Below are 21,529 nucleotides of genomic sequence, written 5' to 3' on the forward strand. Positions count from 1 at the left end.
TGAGGGTCAGTCAGTGCTCGGTCCGCCGCCCAGGTACGCCCGCACGGTGTCGATCGTGTCGGCCTCCGCCACGGGCTTGTCGTCGCGGTAGTGCACGACCCGCGCGAAGCGCAGCGCCGCGCCACCGGGGTAGCGGGTCGACCGCTGGACGCCGTCGAACGCGATCTCGACGACCTGCTCGGGCCGGACGTGGACCACATGGCCGTCGCGGTGCGTCTCCAGTTCAAGGAACCGCTCGGTCTGCCACGCGAGCATCGCGTCGGTCATCCCCTTGAAGGTCTTGCCCACCATCACCCAGCCGGAGCCGTCGGCCGCCCGGGCGCCGAGGTGGATGTTGGAGAGCCAGCCGCGCCGCCGCCCCGAGCCCCACTCGACGGCCAGCACCACCAGGTCGAGGGTGTGCACGGGTTTCACCTTGACCCACGCCGAGCCCCGGCGGCCCGCGTCGTACGGCGCCCCGGGGGCCTTGACCACCACCCCCTCGTGGCCCGCCGCGAGCACCCGCCGCGCGAACTCCTCGGCCGCCGCGGGGTCCGCGCCGCGCCACCGCGCCACCCGGTGCTGCTCGGGCACCAGGCCCGCCAGCAGGTCCCAACGCTCCTGGGCGGGCGCGGCGAGCAGGTCCCGCCCGTCGAGGTGCAGCAGGTCGAAGAAGTACGGCGCCACGCGGGCGCCGCCCGCCCCGGTGCTCGCGGTGCGCGCGGCCGTCTCCTGGAACGGTCGCGGGCGGCCGTCGGGCCCCACCAGCAGCGCCTCGCCGTCGAGCACGAGGTCGCCACCGGGCAGTGCCGCCACGACGTCGACCACCTCGGGCAGGCGGGCGGTGATCTCCTCCAGGGTCCGGGTCACCAGCAGCACCTCGCCGCCCCGCCGGTGGGCCTGGATCCGGATGCCGTCGAGCTTGGCGTCGACCGCGAGCCCGGTGCCGGCCGCGCCGGCGACAGCACCGACCTTCTCCCACGCGGCGGCGAGGTCGGGCGCGGAGGCGGCGAGCATCGGCAGCACCGGCCGGCCGACCTCGAACCGGATCGCGTCCAGGGTCCCGGCGAACGCCTGGGCCACGACCGGCGGTACGCCGCCGGCGAGCATCGCCGCCCGCCGTACCTCCGCCACCGGGTGCGACGTGGCGGCCGCGAGCGCATCGACGAGCAGTGCGTCCGAGGCGCCCTGCCGGACCTCGCCGAGCGCGGCCGCGCGCAGCCAGGCCTGCTCGGCCTCGGTGGCGCCGGCGAAGAGCGAGGTCGCGGCGGCGGTGCGGGCGCCCGCCGAGCCCGGGCCTGCCAGTGCGGCCATCGCGTCGAACGCCGCGTCCACCGCCACCACGGTCAGCGAGGGCGCGGGAGCCGGCGGCGGCAGGTCGCGCAGGGACCGCCAGCCGAGGCCGGTGCGCCGCTGCCGCAGCCGCCCGGCGAGGTAGCGCGCCACGAGGGCGCGCTCGTCGGGCTCGGCGGCGGCCAGGGCCTCGGCGATCAGCCGGGTCTTCTCGGTCCGAGCCGGGGTGGCGGCGACCGCCGCGGAGGTGGAGACCAGGTCGCTGAGCAGCACGCGATCACCTTGCCACCCGGGTCCGACGCCGATCAGCCGGTGCCCGGCCGCGTCAGTGCGTGGCCTCGAGCACCGCGGCGGTGACCGCCCCGCGGATCACCAGCTCGAAGATCTCGTCGAGCTCCAACCCCGGCTGGTCCTCGACCCCGTCGAAGTCGCCGAAGTAGCCGGCGACCTCGAGCGAGACGAAGCCGTGCAGCGCGGCGAAGACCGCGGTGCCGGTCATCAGCAGCCGATCCTCGGGGAGGCCGGCCGAGCGCACCATCACGGCGAGCGCCTCGATCGCGTCGATCGCCGCGCTGTAGAACGCCTCGCGGTCCAGCGGCGGCCGGGTCAGGGCGGCGTACCGCTGCGGGTTGGCCAGCGCGAACGAGCGCAGCTCGTGGCTGAGCGCACGCAGCCCGTCGGCGCCGGAGTGCCCCATCGCCGCGCGCCGGACGTGGTCGCCGAGCATCCGCATCGCGCGCACCTGGATCAGCGCGCGCAGCTCCTCGAGGTTCGCCACGTGGTTGTAGAGCGAGGAGACCCGGGCGTCGAGCTCCGCGGCCAGGGATGTCATGGTCAGGGCGTCGTAGCCGTCGCGGTCCACCAGCGCCTCGGCCGCCTGCAGCACGACCTCCTGGTCCAGCCGCCCACGGCGGGGCCGTGCACTCTCGAGGCTCACGGTGTCTCCTGTGTGCGAAGGTATTTCGTGCTGACACGAGACATCGTAGTGGTGCGGCCGTCGACCGCGACCGGGCGGTCCGTCGGGCGTCGTGACCGGCAGCGTCCTGGCTAGAGTCGTCGGCATGTCGGAGACGCCGTCGCGGCGCACGTGGCGCCCGGGCCGCCCGGTCCCGGTCGGGCGCCTGCTGGGCCAGCACCGGCGCGGCGGCGGGGACCCGACGCTCGTGGTCCGCGGGCACCGGCACTGGCGGGCCTGCCGCACCCCTGTGGGCGCGGCGACGCTGGCGGTGTCGGCCCAGGCCGGCGACGGCACGATCGACGCCGAGGCCTGGGGGCCCGGCGCCGACTGGGCGCTCGAGCAGCTCCCGGAGCTGTTGGGGGAGGCCGATGACTGGAGCGGCTTCGAGCCGCGCCATCCGCTGCTGGCCGAGATCCGGCGCCGCCACCCGCACCTGCGGCAGGGGCGCACCGGTCTGCTGCTGGAGGCCCTGGTGCCGGCGATCATCGAGCAGAAGGTCACCGGGCAGGAGGCCTTCGGCGGGTTCCGCGCGCTGGTACGCCGCCACGGCGAGGACGCTCCTGGCCCCGGCGCCGAGCTGCGGCTCCGGCTCCAGCCGGACGCCGCGACGCTGGCGGCGATCCCGTCCTGGGAGTGGCTCGCGCTGCACGTCGACCCGGCCCGCTCGCGGGCGCTGGTGCAGGTGGCGCGGCGCGGCGACGCCGCCTGGGCGCGCGTCGGGGCGGGGTCCGCCGAGGAGGTCGACCGGGCCCTGCGCAGCATCCCCGGCGTCGGCGTCTGGACCAGCGCCGAGGTCCGGCAGCGGGCGCTGGGCGACCCGGACGCGGTCTCCTTCGGCGACTACCACGTGGCCAAGGACGTCGGTTGGGCGCTGACCGGTGCCCCGTTCGACGACCGGGCCCTCGCGGCGTACCTGGAGCCCTGGCGCCCGCACCGCGGCCGGGTGCCGTTCCTGATCGCGGCCGCGGCCCTGGGCAAGCCCCGCCGTGGCCCCCGCATGGCCCCGCGCGCGCACCTCCCGTCCCGCTAGCGTTTGCGCAGGTGACGGCGTCGGTCCAGGGTCCGCGGGCCCACCGGGGCCGGGCGCGGGCGGTGGGCCGGCTCCACTAGATTGTGCGCGTGGGCAACGAAGCGGGCGAGGCCAGCACCGGCAGGGTCAGCCTCCGTGCCTGGGTGCGCCGCACACTGCTCGCCTTCTTCGGGATCCCGATGCTGGTGGCGATCGCGATGTCGCTGGTCGACTCCTACCGCCGCCGCGGCAAGCGTCCCAAGCCGTTCCCGGTGTACGGCCCGGGGTCGGCCGCGATCGGCGAGGGCGAGGTCACGGCCTACACCTTCGGCAAGGACCTGTACGACGCCATGCTGGCCGCGATCGACGGCGCCGAGCGGCAGATCCTGTTCGAGACCTACATCTGGAAGGGCGACGCCGTCGGCGAGCGCTTCAAGGAGGCGCTGCGCGCCGCGGCCGAGCGCGGCGTCGAGGTCTACGTGATCTACGACGCCTTCGCCAACCTGGTGGTCTCCCCGCGGTTCCAGCGGTTCCCGTCCTCGATCAAGGTCCTGCGCTACCCGGTCTACCCGGCCGGCTGGCGGTTCTTCGACTTCCGCCGCTACGGACGCGACCACCGCAAGATCCTGGTGGTCGACGACGAGGTCGGGTTCGTCGGCGGCTACAACATCGGGACGGCGTACGAGACCGAGTGGCGTGACACGCACGTGCGGATCACCGGTCCGGCGGTCTTCGACCTCAAGCGCAGCTTCGCCGACTTCTGGAACCTCAACCGCCGCCGCCGGCTGCGCGCCTCGGAGCGCCCGCTGCTGCTGGAGACGGCGTCGACCTGGGAGCCGCAGATCCGGATCCACCGCAACGTGCCGCGGCTGCTGGTGTTCCCGATCCGCGGGATGTACCTGGAGGCGATCAACCGGGCGAGCCGCAACGTCTGGATGACCCAGGCCTACTTCATGCCCGACCAGGACCTGGTGGACGCGCTCAAGGCGGCCGCCCGCCGCGGCGTCGACGTCCGGCTGCTGCTGCCGCTGAAGTCGAACCACATCGTCGCCGACTGGATCTCCCGGGGCTACTTCAGCCAGCTGCTCGACGCCGGCGTACGGATCCTGCGCTTCCGCGACGCGATGGTGCACGCGAAGACCGCGACCGTCGACGGCCGGTGGAGCACGGTGGGCACCGCCAACATCGACCGGCTCAGCCTGCAGGGCAACTACGAGATCAACGTCGAGTTCATCAATGCCGACGTGGCGCGCGAGCTGGAGGAGGTCTTCCGGGTCGACGAGTCCAACTGCCTCGAGCTGACCCGCGAGGAGTGGGCGGCCCGGGACCTGCATCGCAAGTTCACCGAGCTGGTGCTCACACCGCTGCGTCCTCTGCTCTGAGCCGACCCGCGCCGGGCGGCGCCGTGAGCAGGGCTGTCGGCGCCACCTCGTAGGCTCGCACCATGCGTCCGGTCACCGATCTCGAGCGTCGCGTCGCGCCGCTGCACGTCGAGTCCGACTACCAGCCCTCCGGCGACCAGCCCGCGGCGATCAAGGAGATCACCCGCCGGCTGAACGCGGGTGAGCAGGACGTGGTGCTGCTCGGAGCCACGGGCACCGGCAAGACGGCGAGCGTGGCCTGGGTCGCCGAGCAGGTGCAGCGGCCGATGCTGGTGCTGCAGCCCAACAAGACGCTGGCCGCGCAGTTCGCCAACGAGCTGCGCCAGCTGTTCCCCAAGAACGCCATCGAGTACTTCGTCAGCTACTACGACTACTACCAGCCCGAGGCGTACGTCCCGCAGACCGACACCTACATCGAGAAGGACTCCTCGATCAACGAGGAGGTCGAGCGGCTGCGCCACTCGGCGACCAACTCGCTGCTGACCCGCCGCGACGTGATCGTGGTCTCCACGGTCTCCTGCATCTACGGCCTGGGCACCCCGCAGGAGTACGTCGACCGGATGGTCCGGCTCCGGGTGGGGGAGGAGCACGACCGCGACTCCGTGCTGCGTCGGCTGGTCGAGATCCAGTACACCCGCAACGACCTCGCGTTCACCCGTGGCACCTTCCGGGTCCGGGGCGACACCCTGGAGATCTTCCCGGTGTACGAGGAGATGGCGGTCCGGATCGAGTTCTTCGGCGACGAGATCGAGCGGCTGATGACGCTGCACCCGGTCACCGGCGAGGTGCTCACCGAGGACTCCGAGCTCTACATCTTCCCGGCCAGCCACTACGTCGCCGGCCCGGAGCGGATGGAGCGGGCGATCGCCGGGATCGAGGCGGAGCTGGCCGAGCAGCTGGCCGCCTTCGAGCGGCAGGGCAAGATGCTCGAGGCCCAGCGGCTGCGGATGCGCACGACGTACGACATCGAGATGATGCGCCAGGTCGGCTCGTGCTCGGGGATCGAGAACTACTCGATGCACATGGACGGCCGCGGCCGCGGCACCGCGCCCAACACGCTCCTCGACTACTTCCCCGAGGACTTCGTGTTGGTGATCGACGAGTCGCACGTCACGGTGCCGCAGGTCGGTGGCATGTACGAGGGCGACATGTCGCGCAAGCGCAACCTGGTCGAGCACGGCTTCCGGCTGCCCAGCGCGATGGACAACCGGCCGCTGCGCTGGGAGGAGTTCGTGGAGCGGATCGGGCAGACCATCTACCTCTCCGCGACGCCGGGCGACTACGAGCTGGACCGGGTCCAGGGCGACGTCGTGGAGCAGATCATCCGCCCGACCGGGCTCGTCGACCCGCACGTCGTGGTCAAGCCGACCAAGGGCCAGATCGACGACCTGATCGGCGAGATCCGCGCGCGCACCGAGAAGGAGGAGCGGGTCCTGGTCACGACGTTGACCAAGAAGATGTCCGAGGACCTCACCGACTACCTCCTCGACGCCGGGATCCGCACCCGCTACCTGCACTCGGAGGTCGACACCCTCAAGCGGGTCGAGCTGCTCCGCGACCTGCGGCTGGGCGCCTACGACGTACTGGTCGGCATCAACCTGCTGCGCGAGGGCCTCGACCTGCCGGAGGTCTCGCTGGTCGCCATCCTGGATGCGGACAAGGAGGGCTTCCTGCGCTCGGACAAGTCGCTGATCCAGACCATCGGCCGCGCGGCGCGCAACGTCTCCGGCGAGGTCCACATGTACGCCGACAAGGTGACCCCGTCGATGGCCTCGGCGATCGAGGAGACCGAGCGTCGCCGGGCCAAGCAGATCGCCTACAACACCGAGAACGGGATCGACCCGCAGCCGCTGCGCAAGAAGATCGCCGACATCACCGAGATGCTCGCCCGCGAGGACGAGACGACCCAGGAGCTGCTGCAGACCTGGGCCGACGTGGGCCAGAAGGGTCGGGCCGGTGGCGTGAAGGCCCGCCAGGGCTCGCCGACCCCGGCGCTGCGCTCCACCGACGTGGGCGCGCACAGCAAGGACCTGGCCGGCCTGCCCAGCTCGGACCTCGCCGCGCTGATCCAGGACCTCACCGACCAGATGAAGGCGGCGGCCGCGGAGCTGCAGTTCGAGCTGGCCGCACGCCTGCGCGACGAGATCGGCGAGCTCAAGAAGGAGCTCCGCCAGATGATGGAAGCAACGAAGTGAGGAGGAACTGCCGAGCGAGGAACGAGCTCGAGTAGTTCCGACGAACGAGGAGCAGCGCGAGCGAAGCGAGCGCCGGCGACCAAGTGAGCCGACTGAAGGTCGAGCGGGTACGCGCTCGTCAGTCGGGTCGCTAGCTGGCGACCGCGTGAGCCGCCACTGGTGGTTCGCCGGCCTCGGGCGTTCCCCATCCCGAGCGCCCCAGCGCAGTCGCCGCGACGCGGTGTCACGCATTTTCTCCCGAGGCCGTGACCGTCGCCACACCTGCCTCGTTGGATCACTTGAAACAAATGGTCGCGCATCGGGCCGTAACGCGAACGTGCCTTGTTGCGTTGGTCACAACGAGAACACGTTCTAGTCGGCCGATGGCGATCGATTCGGGAGGAGAGCGATCCGTGGCGTTCAACGCGGTGGCTGTGATCCGTGGACCGGGCGAGATCGCCCTGATGGTCCTGGAGGTCACCAAGCGGATCTTCACCCGTCCGTTCCAGTTCCGTGAGTTCCTGGAGCAGGCCTGGTTCGTCACCAGCGTGACGCTGATGCCGACGATCCTGGTCTCGATCCCGTTCGGCGCGGTGATCTCGCTGCAGGTCGGCAACCTGACCGGTCAGCTCGGCGCGCAGTCGTTCGCCGGCGCGACCGCGGTGCTGGCCACGGTCCGCGAGGCGGCGCCGATGGCGGCGGCGATGATCATCGCCGGCGCGGCCGGGTCGGCGATCTGCTCGGACATGGGCGCCCGGAAGATCCGCGAGGAGATCGACGCGATGGAGGTGCTCGGCGTCGACCCGTTGGAGCGGCTGGTGGCGCCCCGCGTGGTGGCCACCATGTTCGTTGCGCTGATGATCAACGGGATCGTGATCGGCGCCGGGATCGGCGGCGGCTACTTCTTCACCGTGATCGTGCAGGGCGGGTCCGCCGGCGCGTTCCTGAGCTCGTTCACCGCGCTCGCCTCGCTGCCCGACCTCTACATCTCGATGATCAAGGCGGTCATCTTCGGATGGCTCGCAGCGATCATCGGCGCCTACAAGGGGCTGGGCGCGGGCGGTGGCCCCAGCGGCGTCGGCCGGGCCGTCAACGAGTCGGTGATCATCGCGTTCATGGCGCTCTTCTTCCTGAACGCCGTGATCACCGCCATCTACTTCCAGGTCGCCCCGCCGGTGGGCCTGTGAACACGGCAGTGGACAGGGGAGTGCGCTGATGGCCTTCAGCATGCCGATGGGGATCCTCGGCGGATGGCGACGCTCGGTCGAGGGCTACGGCGACCAGCTGCTCTTCTACGTCAAGGCGCTGGGCTGGGTGCCGCGGGCGATCGTCCGGTACCCCCGGGAGATCCTGAACACCCTCGCCGAGGTGGCCTTCGGCGTCGGCGGCCTGACCCTGATCGCGGGCTCCGCGGGGGTCATCGGGTTCATGGCGTTCTTCGCCGGCACCGAGGTCGGCATCCAGGGCTACGCCTCGCTGAGCCAGATCGGCGTCGCGAAGTTCAGCGCGTTCATCTCGGCGTACTTCAACACCCGCGAGGTGGCGCCGCTGGTCTCGGCGATCGCCCTGGCCGCCACCGTCGGCTGCGGGTACACCGCGCGCCTGGGCGCGATGCGGATCTCGGAGGAGATCGACGCGCTGGAGGTGATGGGCATCCCGTCGTTGCCGTTCCTGGTCACCAGTCGGATGATCGCCGCCTTCGTCGCGGTGATCCCGCTCTACATCGTCGCGCTGTTCGCCTCCTACCTGTCGCCGCGACTGATCGTCACCCTCATCTACGGTCAGTCGCCGGGCACGTACGACCACTACTTCCTGCAGTTCCTGCCGCCGATCGACATGCTCTGGTCCTTCTTCAAGCTGCTCTTCCTGGCGGTCGCGGTGATCCTGATCCACTGCTACTACGGCTACACCGCCTCCGGTGGCCCGGCCGGCGTCGGCCGCGCGGTCGGCCAGGCGATCCGGACCAGCATCGTGACGATCGTGGTCGCCGACTTCTTCCTGAGCTTCGCGATCTGGGGCTCGACCACCACGGTCAGGATCACAGGATGAACCACCCCACGATCTTCTTCTCCGCCGCTCCGCTCCCCCGAACAAGATCGTGGGGACCCCGGTGATGCTGGTCAACGTCCACCACGACTCGCCCCGCGAGCACGCCCGGCTCTTCGTCGCCGGCGTCGCCTTCCTGACCGCGATCGCGCTGCTGATCGTCCTCTCGATCGCGATCTACAACAAGACGTTCCAGCGGGCCACCTGGGTCACCGTCGAGGCCGACCGGGCAGGTCTCCAGCTCGCCAAGTACGGCGACGTGCGGATCGACGGTGTCCTGGTCGGCCAGGTCCGCGAGATCAGCCAGGACGGCCAGCAGGCGGTGATCCGGTTGGCGCTGGACCCCGCGGCTGCCGAGGGGATCCCCAGCAACATCTCGGTCGAGATCCTGCCGACCACGCTCTTCGGACAGAAGTTCGTCTCCCTGGTCCGCCCGGCCCAGCCGTCGACCACCCCGATCGCCGACGGCGAGGTGATCCCGGCGAGCCGGGTGCAGACCAACGTGGAGCTGTCGCAGGTACTGAGCCAGCTCTTCCCGCTGCTGCGCTCGGTCCGTCCGGCCGACCTCAACGCCACGCTGAACGCGATCGCGACCGCCCTCAGCGGGCGCGGGGAGCAGATCGGCCGCACCATGGAGCAGCTGGGCGGCTACCTCACCGCGATCGACGATCACCTGCCGACGCTGCGCCAGGACCTCGTCGAGCTGGCCGACGTCGCGGACGTCTACGACCTGGCCGCGCCGGACCTGCTGGACACGCTGGCGAACCTCACCGTGACCAGCCGGACCATCGTCCAGAAGCGGCGCGACCTGGACACGTTCTTCTCGGACATCTCCGGGCTCGCCGGTGTGGCCAACCGGGTGCTCGACGACAACGAGCAGAACCTCGTCCGGATGGGACAGGTGAGCGAGCCGGTGATGGCGGTCCTGGACACCTACTCGCCGGAGTTCAGCTGCCTGCTCAAGGGCGCTGCCCGGTACGAGCCGATCCTGTCGAAGACCTTCGAGGGGAACGTGGTCAAGCAGTACATGTTCCTGGGCACGCCGCAGTACCGGAACTTCGACGAGCGGGACAAGCCGGTCAACGGCGAGGTGGGCCATGGCCCGTGGTGCTTGGGCCTCCCGCACTTCACCAGCCCGGCGCAGCGGATCCCGCTGGACCAGGGGTCGCCGATGGACGAGAACCCGCCGACCAGCTGGGTTCCCGTCCAGCTGCAGGACGAGTTCGGCATCGACAGCGGTGACATCGGCCGCGGGGGAGGCCGCACGACGACCAGCGGGAACGCGGGCGGGGCCGGCGGCGACGCCCGGGGCGTGAGCAGCGGCTTCGCGGGCACCGACAGGGACAAGGAGCTGGTCAACGTGCTGCTGGCCGAGCAGAGCGGGAAGGAGCCGGCCGCCTACGGCGCGCTCGGCAGCCTGCTGTACGGCCCGGTGGTCCGCGAGGGGCAGCCCGCCGGGGAGCAGGTCGCCGAATGAGCCGGCGCAACAACGTCACGATCGCAGCGGGCGTCAAGCTCGGCATCTTCACGGTGATCTCGGTGGTGGTCACCGGGATGCTCGCGATGCTGATGGGCAACGTCGGCCTCGGCGGCGGCAAGACCTACGCGGCCGTCTTCACCAACGCGAGCATGGTGCAGAAGGGCGACGACGTCCGGATCGCCGGCGTGAACGTCGGCGAGGTCAAGAAGGTCGAGCACTACGAGCGATCGATGGCGAAGGTGACGTTCCGGGTCGCCGAGGACGTCGACCTGACCACGGCCTCCACGGCGGAGATCCGCTTCCTCAACCTGGTCGGGGACCGCTACATGGCGCTGGAGCGCGGCACCGCGAAGGGCGCGGCCCCCCTCCCGGACGGCGCCACGATCCCCGTGTCGCAGACCCAACCGGCGCTGGACCTGACCGTGCTGTTCGACGGGTTCAAGCCGCTCTTCCAGGCACTCACGCCGGACCAGGTCAACGAGCTGAGCATGAACATCGTGCAGGTGCTGCAGGGGGAGGGCGGCACCATCCAGGGACTGCTCGCGAACACCTCCTCGCTGACCAACACGCTGGCGGACCGGGACGCGCTGATCGGTGAGGTGGTCTCCAACCTGAGCCAGACGCTGGACACCGTCAACGGCCGGCGCCAGCAGCTGAGCACGCTGGTGATCGAGCTGAAGGACTGGATGCAGGACCTCGCCACGGACCGCGAGACCATCGGCTCCTCGCTGGACAACATCTCCGACCTGACGGTGGTGGTGGCGGACCTGCTGCGCCAGGGCCGGCCGCTGATCAAGCAGGACGTGGCGGCCCTGGACCGGCTCGCCCGGCTGCTGAACCGGCCGAAGCAGCGGGCCTCGATCATCGACCTGCTCGACCGGATGCCGGAGATGATGAGCGACCAGACCCGGACGGGCACCTACGGCTCCTGGTACCAGTACTACGTCTGCGGCATCTCGGTCGCGATCAAGCTGCCCTACATCGGCGACATCCCGATCGTGAAGCAGCTCCAGGACAAGATCGCGGGCTACGAGCTCGCCTCGACCGCACCCCGGTGCCAGGACCGCTGATGGCCAGAACGAACGACAAGCAGGTCCTGCGACTCGGCGTGATCACCCTCGCCGTGCTGGTGCTGGTCTCTGCCGCGACCTTCAACCTCTCCAAGTTCCCCGGCTTCCGCGGGACCACCTACTACGCCGAGCTGAGCGATGCCAGCGGCCTGCACAAGGGCAACATCGTGCAGGTCGGCGGCATCCGCGTCGGTCGCGTCACCGACCTCAACCTCGACGGACCCAAGGTGGTCGTGACGTTCGAGGTGGACGGTGGGGTGGACTTCGGCCCCGACAGCAAGGCCTCGGTCGACGTGCTGAACCTGCTGGGGGAGAAGTACCTCAAGGTCGAGCCCGACGCGTCGGGCCAGCTCGAGGCGGGCGGCACGATCCCGGTCGAGAACACGACGGCGGCCTACGACATCGTCGGTGTCTTCGGGGACCTCGCTGAGACCACCGAGGGCATCGACACCCAGAAGCTCACCCAAGCGCTCGACGTGGTCGCGGACACCCTGGACGCCGCGGCGCCCGAGGTGCAGGGCGCCTTCGAGGGCATCGCGCGGCTCTCGAAGACGATCGCCTCACGCGACGAGGAGCTGCAGACGCTGTTCAAGTCGACGGCGCAGGTCAGCGAGGTGCTCCAGGCACGGAGCGACGACATCGTCGACCTGATGAAGAACGGCGACCTGGTCTTCGACGAGCTGCAGAAGCGGCGGCGGGCCGTGCACGACCTGCTGGTCAACGCCCGCGTGCTGGCCGACCAGCTCAAGGGGGTGGCGACCGACAACGCGGCGCAGATCGGCCCGGCGCTCGCCCAGGTCGACCAGCTCACCTCGCTCCTGGTCGAGCGGAAGAAGCAGCTCAAGGCGACGCTCGCCCAGCTCGGGCCGTACGTGTCGATCCTCAGCAACATCGTCGGCACCGGCCCGTGGTTCGACGCGTACGCCGCGAACGTCCTGGGCGTCGTCACCGGCGAGTTCGAGATCGCCCCGGGGAGGTACTGATGGTGGCGAAGATCTGGAGTCGCATCGACCGGCGCATCGTGATCCTGGTGGCCGTGATCCTGGTGGCTGCCGTCGCGCTCAACGTCGTCCGCTCGCCCGCGCAGATGAAGACCGTCACCGCGCACTTCCCGCGCGCGGTCAGCGTCTACCCCGGCACCGACGTGCGGATCCTCGGCGTGAGCGTGGGCAGGGTGACCGCCGTCATCCCCGAGGGCAACTCGGTCCGGGTGGACATCGAGTACGACGCGTCGTACCGGGTGCCCGAGGACGCGAAGGCGGTCGTGGTCACCCCGACGCTGGTGGCCGACCGCTTCGTCCAGCTCACGCCGGTCTACACCCGGGGCGACGTGATGGCCGACGGAGCCGACATCCCACTTCCCGACACGGCCGTGCCGGTGGAGCTCGACCGGATCTACGCGAGCCTGCAGACCCTGACCACGACGCTCGGCCCGAACGGCGTCAACAAGAACGGCACCCTCAACAACGTCATGAAGGCGGCGCGCAACGCGTTCGACGGCCAGGGCGCCCGTGGCAACCGGATGATCCGGGAGCTGTCGGTCGCGGCCGAGACGTTCGGCGAGGGGGCCGGGCCCCTGTTCGAGGCCGTCACCCAGCTCGCCGAGTTCACGACGACCCTCGCCGACAACGACCAGCTGGTGCAGGCGTTCATGAAGGACCTGGCCGGCGTCTCCGACCTCCTGGCCGACGAGAGTGACGAGCTGCAACAGGCCGTCGCCGCCGTGGCCGGCGCGGTCGGCGAGGTCAAGGGCTTCCTCGGGGACAACCGGACCGCCCTGGTCAAGGACGTGCGTCAGCTGACCACCACCATCTCCGCGATCGCCTCCGAGCGCGACAACCTCGACACCGCGCTGCGGATCGCGCCGGTCGCGATGGCCAACCTGAACCTCGGCTTCGACATCGCCAGCATGACCCAGAACTCGCGGATCAACTTCGGCAACAACATCTGGGACCTCGACGGGTTCATCTGCGCGACGGTCAAGCTGAACCCCGACATCTCCAAGTCGATGAAGAAGCTCGCCTGCGACCTGCTCGAGGAGTACCTGGAGCCGCTGGTCACCTCGCTGCCCTGGAAGCCGGCCGGGATCACCGACGACAACCAGAACGCCTCGTACGCCCCGGGCGACACGCAGCGTGGCTTCGAGGTGCCCGTCCGACCCGTCACCTACTCCGCGCCCGACGACGCGTCGGTGACCGGACTCCTGGGAGGTGCCCAGTGATCGGCTCCAGGATGATCGCCTCGACCGCCCGCGCCCGGCTGGTGCGTGCCGGCGCGGCGGCGGTCGCCGGCGCGTTGGTGCTCGGCGGCTGCTCGCTCGAGGCCTACGACCTCCCGCTGCCGGGGTCACCGGTGGGCGACGACGACTCCTTCGAGGTCACCGCGGACTTCGCCGACGTGCTCAACGTCGTCCCGCGCTCCACCGTGATGGTCGACGACGTGGTGGTCGGCGAGGTGGTCGACGTCGAGCGGATCGGTTGGAACGCCCGCGTGACGATGCGCATCAAGGACACCGTCGACCTGCCCGACAACGCCGTCGCCGACATCCGGCAGGTCTCCCTGCTCGGTGAGAAGTACGTCGCGCTGGAGGCGCCGAAGGGGGCCGGGGCGGTCGGCAGGCTCTCCGACGGCGACCGGATCGCGATGAGCGCGACCGGTCGCAACCCGGAGGTCGAGGAGGTCCTCGGCGCGCTCTCCTTCCTGCTCACCGGCGGCGGCGTCGCGCAGCTGGGCACGATCATGAAGGAGGCCAACGCGGTGATGTCCGGCCGCGAGGGTCGGCTGCGCAACCTGATGGGGTCGCTGGAGGGCGTGATCGGCACCATCGACGGCCAGAAGTCGGACATCATCCGCGCGCTGGACTCGCTGAACAGCCTGACCGCCACGCTCAATGCCGAGAAGGGGACGATCACCGACGCCCTCGACGCGACCGGTCCGGCGATCCGGGTGCTCTCCGACCAGCACGACGAGCTCGTCGACATGCTCGGCGCGCTGGACGAGCTGGGCAGGGTGGGCACCCGGGTGATCAACGCGAGCAAGGACGACGTGCTGAAGATCCTCCGCCACCTCGACCCGGTGCTGAACCGCCTCGCCGACTCCGGGGACGAGCTGGGCCCGGGCCTGAACATGCTGGTCAGCTTCCCGTTCCCGAAGTCCGCCAACGCGATCGTGCAGGGCGACTACGCCGACACGATCATGCGCGCCGACCTCGACATCGAGCAGATCCTGAGCAACGTCGGCGTCGAGCTGCCGAAGGTGAACGTCCGCGGGCTGCTCGGCCGGGTCCTGCAGAGTGCGGTCCGGGGCTGCGTGCGCGGCGGCCGGATCACCAGCGAGAACTGCACGACCGCGCTCCAACAGGTCTCCACTCGCAAGAGCCTCACCGAGCGCTGCGAGCAGCCGGGGCTGCGTCGCAGCCCCGTGTGCGAGGTCATCGCGACCGTCCCGGCGGTCGAGCTCAAGCGGCTCGCGGACCGGCGGGTGGCCGAAGCGGGGCTGGCGGCGGTGCAGGGGCCGGAGGGGCTGACCCGCGGCATCGCCGGCGGTACGGCGGATCCGGCGACCACGACCGCGACCCTGCTGGGAGGTGCGGCATGACCCGCGCGGTGCGGATGCGGCTGATGGCGTTCGTCATCCTCAGCGCGGTCGGGATCACCTACGTGACCGCCTCCTACCTCGGCGTGGTGGACCGGATCACCGGACGCCGACTCGAGGTGACCGCGACCCTGCCCGGGTCCGGCGGGCTGTTCGTCGGCAGCGAGGTGACCTATCGCGGCGTCAAGATCGGCAAGGTGGCCGCGATGACCCCCACCGCGAAGGGCGTCACGCTCGGTCTCGACCTCGACCCGGACTCGCGGCTGCCCGTCGAGTCGAAGATGTACGTGCACAACCTCTCGGCGGTCGGCGAGCAGTACCTCGACTTCCAGCCGCCGGACGACCAGCCGCCGTACGCCGAGGACGGCACCGTCTACCACGGCAGCAGCGACTCGCTGCCGGTCGACGAGGGCGACCTGCTGGTCGACCTCAACGACTTCGTGCAGTCCGTCGACCAGGAGAACCTCCAGGTCACCGTCCGCGAGCTCGGCCGGATGTTCCGGGGCACCGGGGACGACCTGCAGCGGCTCCTCGACGGTGGCACGGCGTTCATCGAGGAGGCCTCCGCGCACACCGCCGAGACGGTCAAGCTGCTCGACAGCGGTCTCACCGTGCTGCGCACCCAGCGGGGGCAGAAGGAGAACATCCGCAGCTTCTCCGCGGACCTCGCGACCGTGACGGCGGCGCTGCGGCGCAGCGACGGCGACCTGCGGACCGTGATCGGGCAGACCCCGGGCGCGGCCCGCGAGGCGCAGGCGCTGCTCGAGGACCTCGAGCCGACGCTGCCGGTGCTGCTGAACGACCTCTCCACCACCACCCAGACGGTGCTCACGCACCTCGACGGCGTCGAGCAGCTGCTCGTCACCTACCCGGTGATCATCAACGGCGGTCCGAACGGCATCACGGAGGACGGCTGGGGGCGGATCAACCTCCAGTTCGACTACGAGGTGCCGCCGTGCACGCAGGGATACCTGCGCCCCAGCGAGTGGCGCTCCACCCAGGACCTGACCGATGCGCCGATCTTCCCGGCGAGCTGCACGGCGGGGGCGCCGTACGTGCCCCGTGGGTCGAAGTCCGCCCCCGGTGGCTCGGGCGCCAACGCGTCGGCCCCGCGGGCCTACACCAGCGCGTACGACGCCGCCACCGGTGACGTGGCCGGCGTGGTCGACGCCGAGGGCAACCCGGTGCGGTTCAACCCGCCGGCAGCCATGTCCGTCCTCGGTGGGGACGCGTGGAAGTGGATGTTGGTAGGACCAGTGAAGGGACGATGACGATGAGCGTGGCGAGCGGCCAGGGACGGCGGCTCCGGGTGAACATCGCGCTGTGGGTGCTGGTCATCCTCTGCGGTGCCGCGGCGACCTGGGCAGGGATGCGGATGGTCGACCAGTATCGGAGCGACGGCGGCGACACCTCGGGCAACGTCCTCGAGCGGACCGTGGCGGTGATCGCGGACCGGCAGCCCACGGGCGAGGAGGCCGGCGCCGCGCTCGGGGCCCGCACCGTGAAGGCGGTCGACGAGGCACCCGAGTCCGAGCAGGAGCGCAGCGCGGCGATCCTGCAGGCGACCTCGGCGATCGCCACCGCTTTCGTCAACCTGGACTTCGACGCTGTCCGCACGTACGCGACCGGGGCCTTCCAGACCCAGTGGGACAAGTCGGTGAAGAGCCTGGTGAAGATGACCGAGCGCGCCCAGTCGGAGATGGAGGGCGAGGTGCTGTGGTCCGGGATCGTCGACAGCGACGACGACTCCGCGACCGTGATCGCGGCGACGACCGGGTCCGTGAAGAACAAGGTGACGAAGTTCCAGCCGCAGGCGCGCAACTACCGGTTGCAGATGGAGCTGGTGCTCAAGGACCGCCTGTGGCTCGTCCGCGACCTGCAGTTCGTGGCGTGAGGGGGAGGCAACGATGAGCAAGAACATCGCACGCCGCAAGCCGTCGTCGTCCGGCGCCACCGCCCGTCCGCGCAAGCTGGCCGGACAGGGCGCCGCCGCGCCCCGGACCGAGGTGTCGACCGCCGACGCGCCGGTCCTGGACGAGCCGGTCCTGCACGAGCCGGTCCTGCACGAGCCGGTCCTGCACGAGCCGGTCCTGCACGAGCCGGTCCGGGACGAGCGGGGCCGGGACGAGCCGGTCGTCGAGCGGTCGGCGATCCTGGCGCCGGAGGCCCCCGAGCCGGCGGTGGAGCCGGCTGTCGCCCAGCCGCCCGCCGCCGGCGCCGGGTCGGGCTCGCCCCTGGCCGGGCGCCGCGTGACCCGCCTGCTGGTCGTCGTCCTCGCCCTCCTGGGCGTCGTGCTCGCGGTGCAGGGCGTCTGGTTCGCCCGCCACGAGCCGGCGCCGGTCCACGTCGACGACACCACCGCCGCCGAGCGGGCCGAGCTCGACGTGCCCGACGGCCGACCCGTGGTGGCCAACGAGGCCGACGCGCTGGCGGGCGTCGACGCGGCGGCGAAGGCGCTGGACCTCGTCGTCAGCCGCAACTTCAAGTCCTACGACCGGGACGTGGAGAAGGCGGCGGCGACGATGACCGAGCGATTCGCCGCGGAGTACCGCACCACCACCGACCAGATCCGCGACGAGTTCATCGCCAACCGCACCGCGGTGCAGTCCCGCGTGGTCGCGCAGGGCGTCGTGCGAGCCACGGACACGCAGGTGGAAGCGCTGATCTTCCTCAACCAGTACACGACCAAGGGCGAGAAGGGGCAGGAGCGCACCACGTACACCCCCTACCGCGCGGTCGTCACCGTCGTGAACACCGACCGCGGATGGCTGGTCGACGGCCTCGACACCAAGTAAGTCTTGTCGCGTGGCCAATGGGAACGGGATACCGAGAAGAACTAGAACACGTTACAGTTCGACCGTGACAGCGGGAGAGGGCGGCGACGAGGCCGAGATCGTGAGCGACGTGGTCGTCGACGTGGTGGTGCTCGGCGCGGGACCGGCGGGACTCTACGCCACCTACTACGCCGGCTTCCGCGGTCTCTCGGTCGCGCTGGTCGACTCGCTGCCGGAGCTGGGCGGCCAGGTCACCGCGATGTACCCGGAGAAGGCGATCCTCGACGTGGCCGGCTTCCCGACCGTCAAGGGTCGCGAGCTCGTCGCCGGACTGGTGGCGCAGGCCCAGACCGCCGACCCGGTGCTGCTGCTCGGCCGCACCGCGACCGACCTGACGTGCAAGGACGACGGGGTCGTGCTCGGCCTCGACGACGGCACCACGGTCCGGGCCGGCGCGCTGATCATCACCGCCGGCATCGGGAAGTTCAGCCCGCGCCCGCTGCCCGCCGGCGGCGAGTGGCTGGGTCGGGGCCTCGAGTTCTTCGTCCCGTCCTTCGAGCCGTACGCCGACAAGGACGTGGTCGTGGTCGGCGGTGGCGACAGCGCGTTCGACTGGGCGCTCCACCTCGAGCCGGTGGCGCGCTCGGTCACGTTGGTGCACCGCCGCGACGCGTTCCGCGCGCACGCCCGCACGGTCGCGGAGGCGCGGGAGTCCTCGGTCGAGATCATCACGAAGGCGCAGGTCACTGCCCTGCGCGGCGACGATCACGTCGCCGAGGTCGAGCTGGACGTCGACGGCGAGACCGTCGTCCGGCCCTGCCAGGCCGTGGTCGCGGCGCTCGGCTTCCTCGCCGACCTCGGCCCGCTGCAGGCGTGGGGACTGGAGACGGAGAAGCGACACGTGGTGGTCGACGGCGCCATGAGGACGAACCTGCCCCGGGTCTTCGCGGCGGGCGACATCACCGAGTACCCGGGCAAGGTGCGGCTGATCGCGGTCGGCTTCGGCGAGGCGGCGACCGCGGTGAACAACGCCGCCGTCGCGATCGACCCCGACGCGCACCTCTTCCCGGGCCACTCCTCCGAGGGCACCTGAGACCGAGCCGGCGTCGTACCGCGCCCGAGCCCTCGGCACCCGAGCATCCAGCATCCGAGCATCCACAAGGAGAAGGAAGATGAAGATCAAGGTCGACTTCGACCTCTGCGAGTCCAACGGGCTGTGCGAGGCGATGGCCCCCGACGTGTTCGAGCTGGACGACGACGACCTGCTCCACGTGCACACCGACGAGACGACCCCGGAGAACCTCGACGCCGTCAAGCAGGCCGTGGCCGCCTGCCCGCGCGCGGCGATCAGCCTGGAGGGCGACGCGTGAGCGCGCTGCAGGGGCCGACCAGCCTGGACGGCAAGGTCGCGATCGTCACCGGCGCGGGTGCGGGGCTCGGCCGCGCCGAGGCGCTCGCGCTGGCCGACGCCGGCGCGCGGGTGGTCGTCAACGACCTGCCCGGTGCCGGCGACGAGGCGGTCGAGGAGATCCGATCGCGCGGCGGCGAGGCGGTCGCCGTCGGTGGCGACGTCAGCCAGCGCAGCACCGCGGACGCGATGATGGCGGCCGCCGTGGACGGCTTCGGCCGGCTCGACATCGTGGTCAACAACGCCGGCATGACCCGCGACCGGATGCTGTTCAACATGAGCGACGAGGAGTGGGACGCGGTGATCGCGGTCCACCTGCGCGGCCACTTCCTGCTCTCCCGCAACGCCGCGTCGTACTGGCGCTCCCAGGCCAAGGCGTCCGAGTCCGGCACCGTCGAGGCCAGCGTGGTCAACACGGCCTCGGAGGCGTTCCTCGGCGGCTCCCCGGGGCAGCCCAACTACGCCGCTGCGAAGGCGGGCATCGCCGCGCTGACGCTCTCCACCGCGCGCGGCCTGTCCAGGATCGGCGTGCGCGCCAACGCGATCTGCCCGCGTGCGCGGACCGCGATGACCGCCCAGGTCTTCGGCGAGGACACCTCCGGCGACGCGGTGGACCCGTACTCGCCCGACCACGTCGCGCCGCTGGTCGCCTACCTCGCCTCCCCGGCCGCGGCCCAGATCACCGGTCAGGTGTTCGTGGTCTACGGCGGCATGGTCGCACTGGTCGCGGCGCCGGTGGTCGAGCAGCGGTTCGACGCCGCCGGCGACCTGTGGACCGCGGACGACCTCGACAAGCAGCTCGGCGGCTTCTTCGTCGACCGGGACCCGTCGGTCGGCTTCGCCGCCGACTCGATCATGCAGCTCACGGTCTGAGCGCGACGTACCGAAGGAGGAGGACCAGATGGGTCGGTTGGACAACAAGGTCGCCATCGTCACCGGCGGCGCGCAGGGCCAGGGCGCGGAGATCGTGCGGCGGTTCGTCGCGGAGGGCGCGAAGGTGGTGATCGCCGACGTGGCCAAGGAGGCCGGCCAGGCGCTCGCCGACGAGCTGGGCGCCGCGGCGCACTTCACCCACCACGACGTGAGCGACGAGGCGTCGTGGACCGCGCTGGTGGTCGACACCAACGAGCGGTTCGGTCCGGTCAACGTGCTCGCGAACAACGCCGGCGTGCTGCGCTTCGGCGACATCGAGCGGATGCCCGCCGCCGAGGTCGAGCTGCTGTGGCGCGTCAACCAGCTCGGCACCTTCCTGGGCATGCAGGCCGTCACCCGCACCATGCGCAAGAACGGCGGCGGCTCGATCATCAACGCCTCCTCGGTGGAGGGGCTCGCCGGCATGCCCGCGTGCACGGCGTACGCCGCGACCAAGTGGGCGATCCGCGGCATGACCAAGTGCGCCGCGATGGAGCTCGGGCCGAAGGGCATCCGGGTGAACTCGGTGCACCCGGGCATGATCGACACCCCGATGACGCGCGTCCACGGCGGCGACGCCGCGATGGAGTACGGCGCCTCCAAGGTGCCGCTGCGCCGGGTCGGCCTGCCGGAGGACATCGCGCCGCTCTACGTGTACCTCGCCTCGGACGAGTCGGGCTACGTCAACGGCGCGGAGATCGCGATCGACGGCGGCGTCACCTCGACCCACGCCTTCGGCGCCTGAGGTGTGCCCGGCGCCTCGGGGCGCCGGATCAGCGCAGCACGAGCCGGACGGCGGTCTCCATGTGGGCCGCCGTCTCGGCCGCCGTGGACCGTCCGGTCACCCAGGCGACCAGGGTCGAGAGCCACACGTCGCCCAGCACGCGGGCGATGGCGACCTCCTCCTCGGTCGTCTCCGCGGAGGTGTCCTCACCGTGCAGCGCGTGGGTGACGATCGACGTCATCGCCATACCGACCTGGTGGATCTCGGTGCTGACGCTGCTGTCGGCGAACATGAAGGCGCGGGTCAGCGCCTCGGTGAGCTTGGGGTCGCCCTGCATGCCGCGGGCCATCCGCTTGAGCACGTAGAGCACCCGGTCGGCGGCGGTGTCGCCCGGCACCGGCTTGGCCGCGAGCCGCGGCGCGGCCTCGTCGAACTGGCGGCCCAGGGCCGACACGAGCAGGTGGATCTTCGAGGGGAAGTAGCGGTACAGCGTGCCGAGCGCGACGTCCGCCTTCTCGGCCACCGCACGCATCTGGACGGCGTCGAAGCCCCCGTCGCTGGCCAGCTCGTAGGTCGCGTCGAGGATCCGGCGACGGCGGTCCCGCTGCGCGGCGGAGCCGCCGCGGTCGGTCGGCGCGCCGCCGTCGGTCGACGCGGGCAGCGAGTTGGTGGTCACAGACATCTCCTCGGTCGTTCGTTCCTCACCCGTCGGACATGCCTCGCACC

20 protein-coding genes are annotated in these 21,529 nt (G+C 71.0%); 17 read left to right on the forward strand and 3 right to left on the reverse strand.

Going from position 1 to position 21,529, the window contains the following annotated elements; genetic code table 11:
- Positions 1-6: 6 nt before the first annotated feature.
- Both E8D34_RS15075 and E8D34_RS15080 read right to left on the reverse strand, forming a co-directional pair.
- Complete coding sequence (locus E8D34_RS15075; RefSeq protein ID WP_136595472.1) at positions 7-1,545, reverse strand: ATP-dependent DNA ligase; 1,539 nt, start codon at positions 1,543-1,545, stop codon at positions 7-9.
- Between the two features lie 52 nt (positions 1,546-1,597).
- Positions 1,598-2,209 carry a TetR/AcrR family transcriptional regulator gene (locus E8D34_RS15080; RefSeq protein WP_168929462.1) on the reverse strand — a complete coding sequence of 204 codons (612 nt, stop codon included), beginning with the start codon at positions 2,207-2,209 and terminating at the stop codon, positions 1,598-1,600.
- A 124-nt stretch (positions 2,210-2,333) separates the two neighbouring features.
- Between E8D34_RS15080 and E8D34_RS15085 the strand changes: the two genes are divergently transcribed.
- The 17 genes from E8D34_RS15085 to E8D34_RS15165 all read left to right on the forward strand — a co-directional run bounded on the left by E8D34_RS15085 (position 2,334) and on the right by E8D34_RS15165 (position 20,824).
- On the forward strand, positions 2,334-3,260 hold the full coding sequence (locus tag E8D34_RS15085; RefSeq protein WP_136595474.1) for a DNA-3-methyladenine glycosylase 2 family protein: 927 nt from the start codon (positions 2,334-2,336) through the stop codon (positions 3,258-3,260).
- An 89-nt stretch (positions 3,261-3,349) separates the two neighbouring features.
- Positions 3,350-4,621, forward strand: a complete 1,272-nt coding sequence (locus E8D34_RS15090) for a phospholipase D-like domain-containing protein (protein WP_240771374.1) — start codon at positions 3,350-3,352, stop codon at positions 4,619-4,621.
- Positions 4,622-4,683: 62 nt separating this feature from the next.
- Positions 4,684-6,816, forward strand: a complete 2,133-nt coding sequence (gene uvrB / locus E8D34_RS15095) for an excinuclease ABC subunit UvrB (protein WP_136595475.1) — start codon at positions 4,684-4,686, stop codon at positions 6,814-6,816.
- A 443-nt stretch (positions 6,817-7,259) separates the two neighbouring features.
- On the forward strand, positions 7,260-7,982 hold the full coding sequence (locus tag E8D34_RS15100; protein WP_168929467.1) for an ABC transporter permease: 723 nt from the start codon (positions 7,260-7,262) through the stop codon (positions 7,980-7,982).
- A gap of 28 nt (positions 7,983-8,010) precedes the next feature.
- Entirely contained in the window at positions 8,011-8,844 is an 834-nt protein-coding gene (locus E8D34_RS15105) for an ABC transporter permease (RefSeq protein WP_136595477.1), read from the forward strand.
- A 49-nt stretch (positions 8,845-8,893) separates the two neighbouring features.
- The gene (locus E8D34_RS15110) at positions 8,894-10,318 is read left to right on the forward strand and encodes an MCE family protein (protein ID WP_240771375.1); all 1,425 of its coding nucleotides are present in this window, start codon (positions 8,894-8,896) and stop codon (positions 10,316-10,318) included.
- Positions 10,315-11,391 carry an MCE family protein gene (locus E8D34_RS15115; RefSeq protein WP_136595478.1) on the forward strand — a complete coding sequence of 359 codons (1,077 nt, stop codon included), beginning with the start codon at positions 10,315-10,317 and terminating at the stop codon, positions 11,389-11,391. The genes E8D34_RS15110 and E8D34_RS15115 overlap by 4 nt, the downstream gene beginning before the upstream one ends.
- On the forward strand, positions 11,391-12,374 hold the full coding sequence (locus tag E8D34_RS15120) for an MlaD family protein (RefSeq protein WP_136595479.1): 984 nt from the start codon (positions 11,391-11,393) through the stop codon (positions 12,372-12,374). The genes E8D34_RS15115 and E8D34_RS15120 overlap by 1 nt, the downstream gene beginning before the upstream one ends.
- On the forward strand, positions 12,374-13,612 hold the full coding sequence (locus E8D34_RS15125) for an MCE family protein (protein ID WP_136595480.1): 1,239 nt from the start codon (positions 12,374-12,376) through the stop codon (positions 13,610-13,612). The genes E8D34_RS15120 and E8D34_RS15125 overlap by 1 nt, the downstream gene beginning before the upstream one ends.
- Positions 13,609-14,988 carry an MCE family protein gene (locus tag E8D34_RS15130; RefSeq protein ID WP_240771377.1) on the forward strand — a complete coding sequence of 460 codons (1,380 nt, stop codon included), beginning with the start codon at positions 13,609-13,611 and terminating at the stop codon, positions 14,986-14,988. Before E8D34_RS15125 ends, E8D34_RS15130 begins: the two co-directional genes overlap by 4 nt.
- The gene (locus tag E8D34_RS15135; protein ID WP_136595481.1) at positions 14,985-16,256 is read left to right on the forward strand and encodes an MlaD family protein; all 1,272 of its coding nucleotides are present in this window, start codon (positions 14,985-14,987) and stop codon (positions 16,254-16,256) included. The genes E8D34_RS15130 and E8D34_RS15135 overlap by 4 nt, the downstream gene beginning before the upstream one ends.
- Positions 16,257-16,258: 2 nt before the next feature.
- Positions 16,259-16,879 (forward strand): hypothetical protein, encoded by a 621-nt coding sequence (locus E8D34_RS15140; protein WP_136595482.1) that lies wholly within the window; start codon positions 16,259-16,261, stop codon positions 16,877-16,879.
- A gap of 13 nt (positions 16,880-16,892) precedes the next feature.
- Positions 16,893-17,780 (forward strand): hypothetical protein, encoded by an 888-nt coding sequence (locus tag E8D34_RS15145; protein WP_136595483.1) that lies wholly within the window; start codon positions 16,893-16,895, stop codon positions 17,778-17,780.
- 64 nt (positions 17,781-17,844) lie between these two features.
- Positions 17,845-18,852, forward strand: a complete 1,008-nt coding sequence (locus tag E8D34_RS15150; protein WP_240771378.1) for an NAD(P)/FAD-dependent oxidoreductase — start codon at positions 17,845-17,847, stop codon at positions 18,850-18,852.
- A gap of 79 nt (positions 18,853-18,931) precedes the next feature.
- Complete coding sequence (locus E8D34_RS15155) at positions 18,932-19,129, forward strand: ferredoxin (protein ID WP_136595484.1); 198 nt, start codon at positions 18,932-18,934, stop codon at positions 19,127-19,129.
- Positions 19,126-20,040: a 3-oxoacyl-ACP reductase gene (locus E8D34_RS15160; protein ID WP_240771379.1), complete on the forward strand. Its 915-nt coding sequence runs from the start codon at positions 19,126-19,128 to the stop codon at positions 20,038-20,040. The genes E8D34_RS15155 and E8D34_RS15160 overlap by 4 nt, the downstream gene beginning before the upstream one ends.
- Before the next feature lie 28 nt (positions 20,041-20,068).
- The gene (locus E8D34_RS15165; protein ID WP_136595485.1) at positions 20,069-20,824 is read left to right on the forward strand and encodes a glucose 1-dehydrogenase; all 756 of its coding nucleotides are present in this window, start codon (positions 20,069-20,071) and stop codon (positions 20,822-20,824) included.
- Between the two features lie 28 nt (positions 20,825-20,852).
- Here E8D34_RS15165 and E8D34_RS15170 read toward each other — a convergent pair whose 3' ends face one another.
- Positions 20,853-21,479, reverse strand: a complete 627-nt coding sequence (locus tag E8D34_RS15170; protein WP_240771380.1) for a TetR family transcriptional regulator — start codon at positions 21,477-21,479, stop codon at positions 20,853-20,855.
- Positions 21,480-21,529: the final 50 nt, after the last annotated feature.

It is taken from the genome of Nocardioides sp. GY 10113 (assembly GCF_004919105.1).
Taxonomy (GTDB): Bacteria; Actinomycetota; Actinomycetes; order Propionibacteriales; family Nocardioidaceae; genus Nocardioides.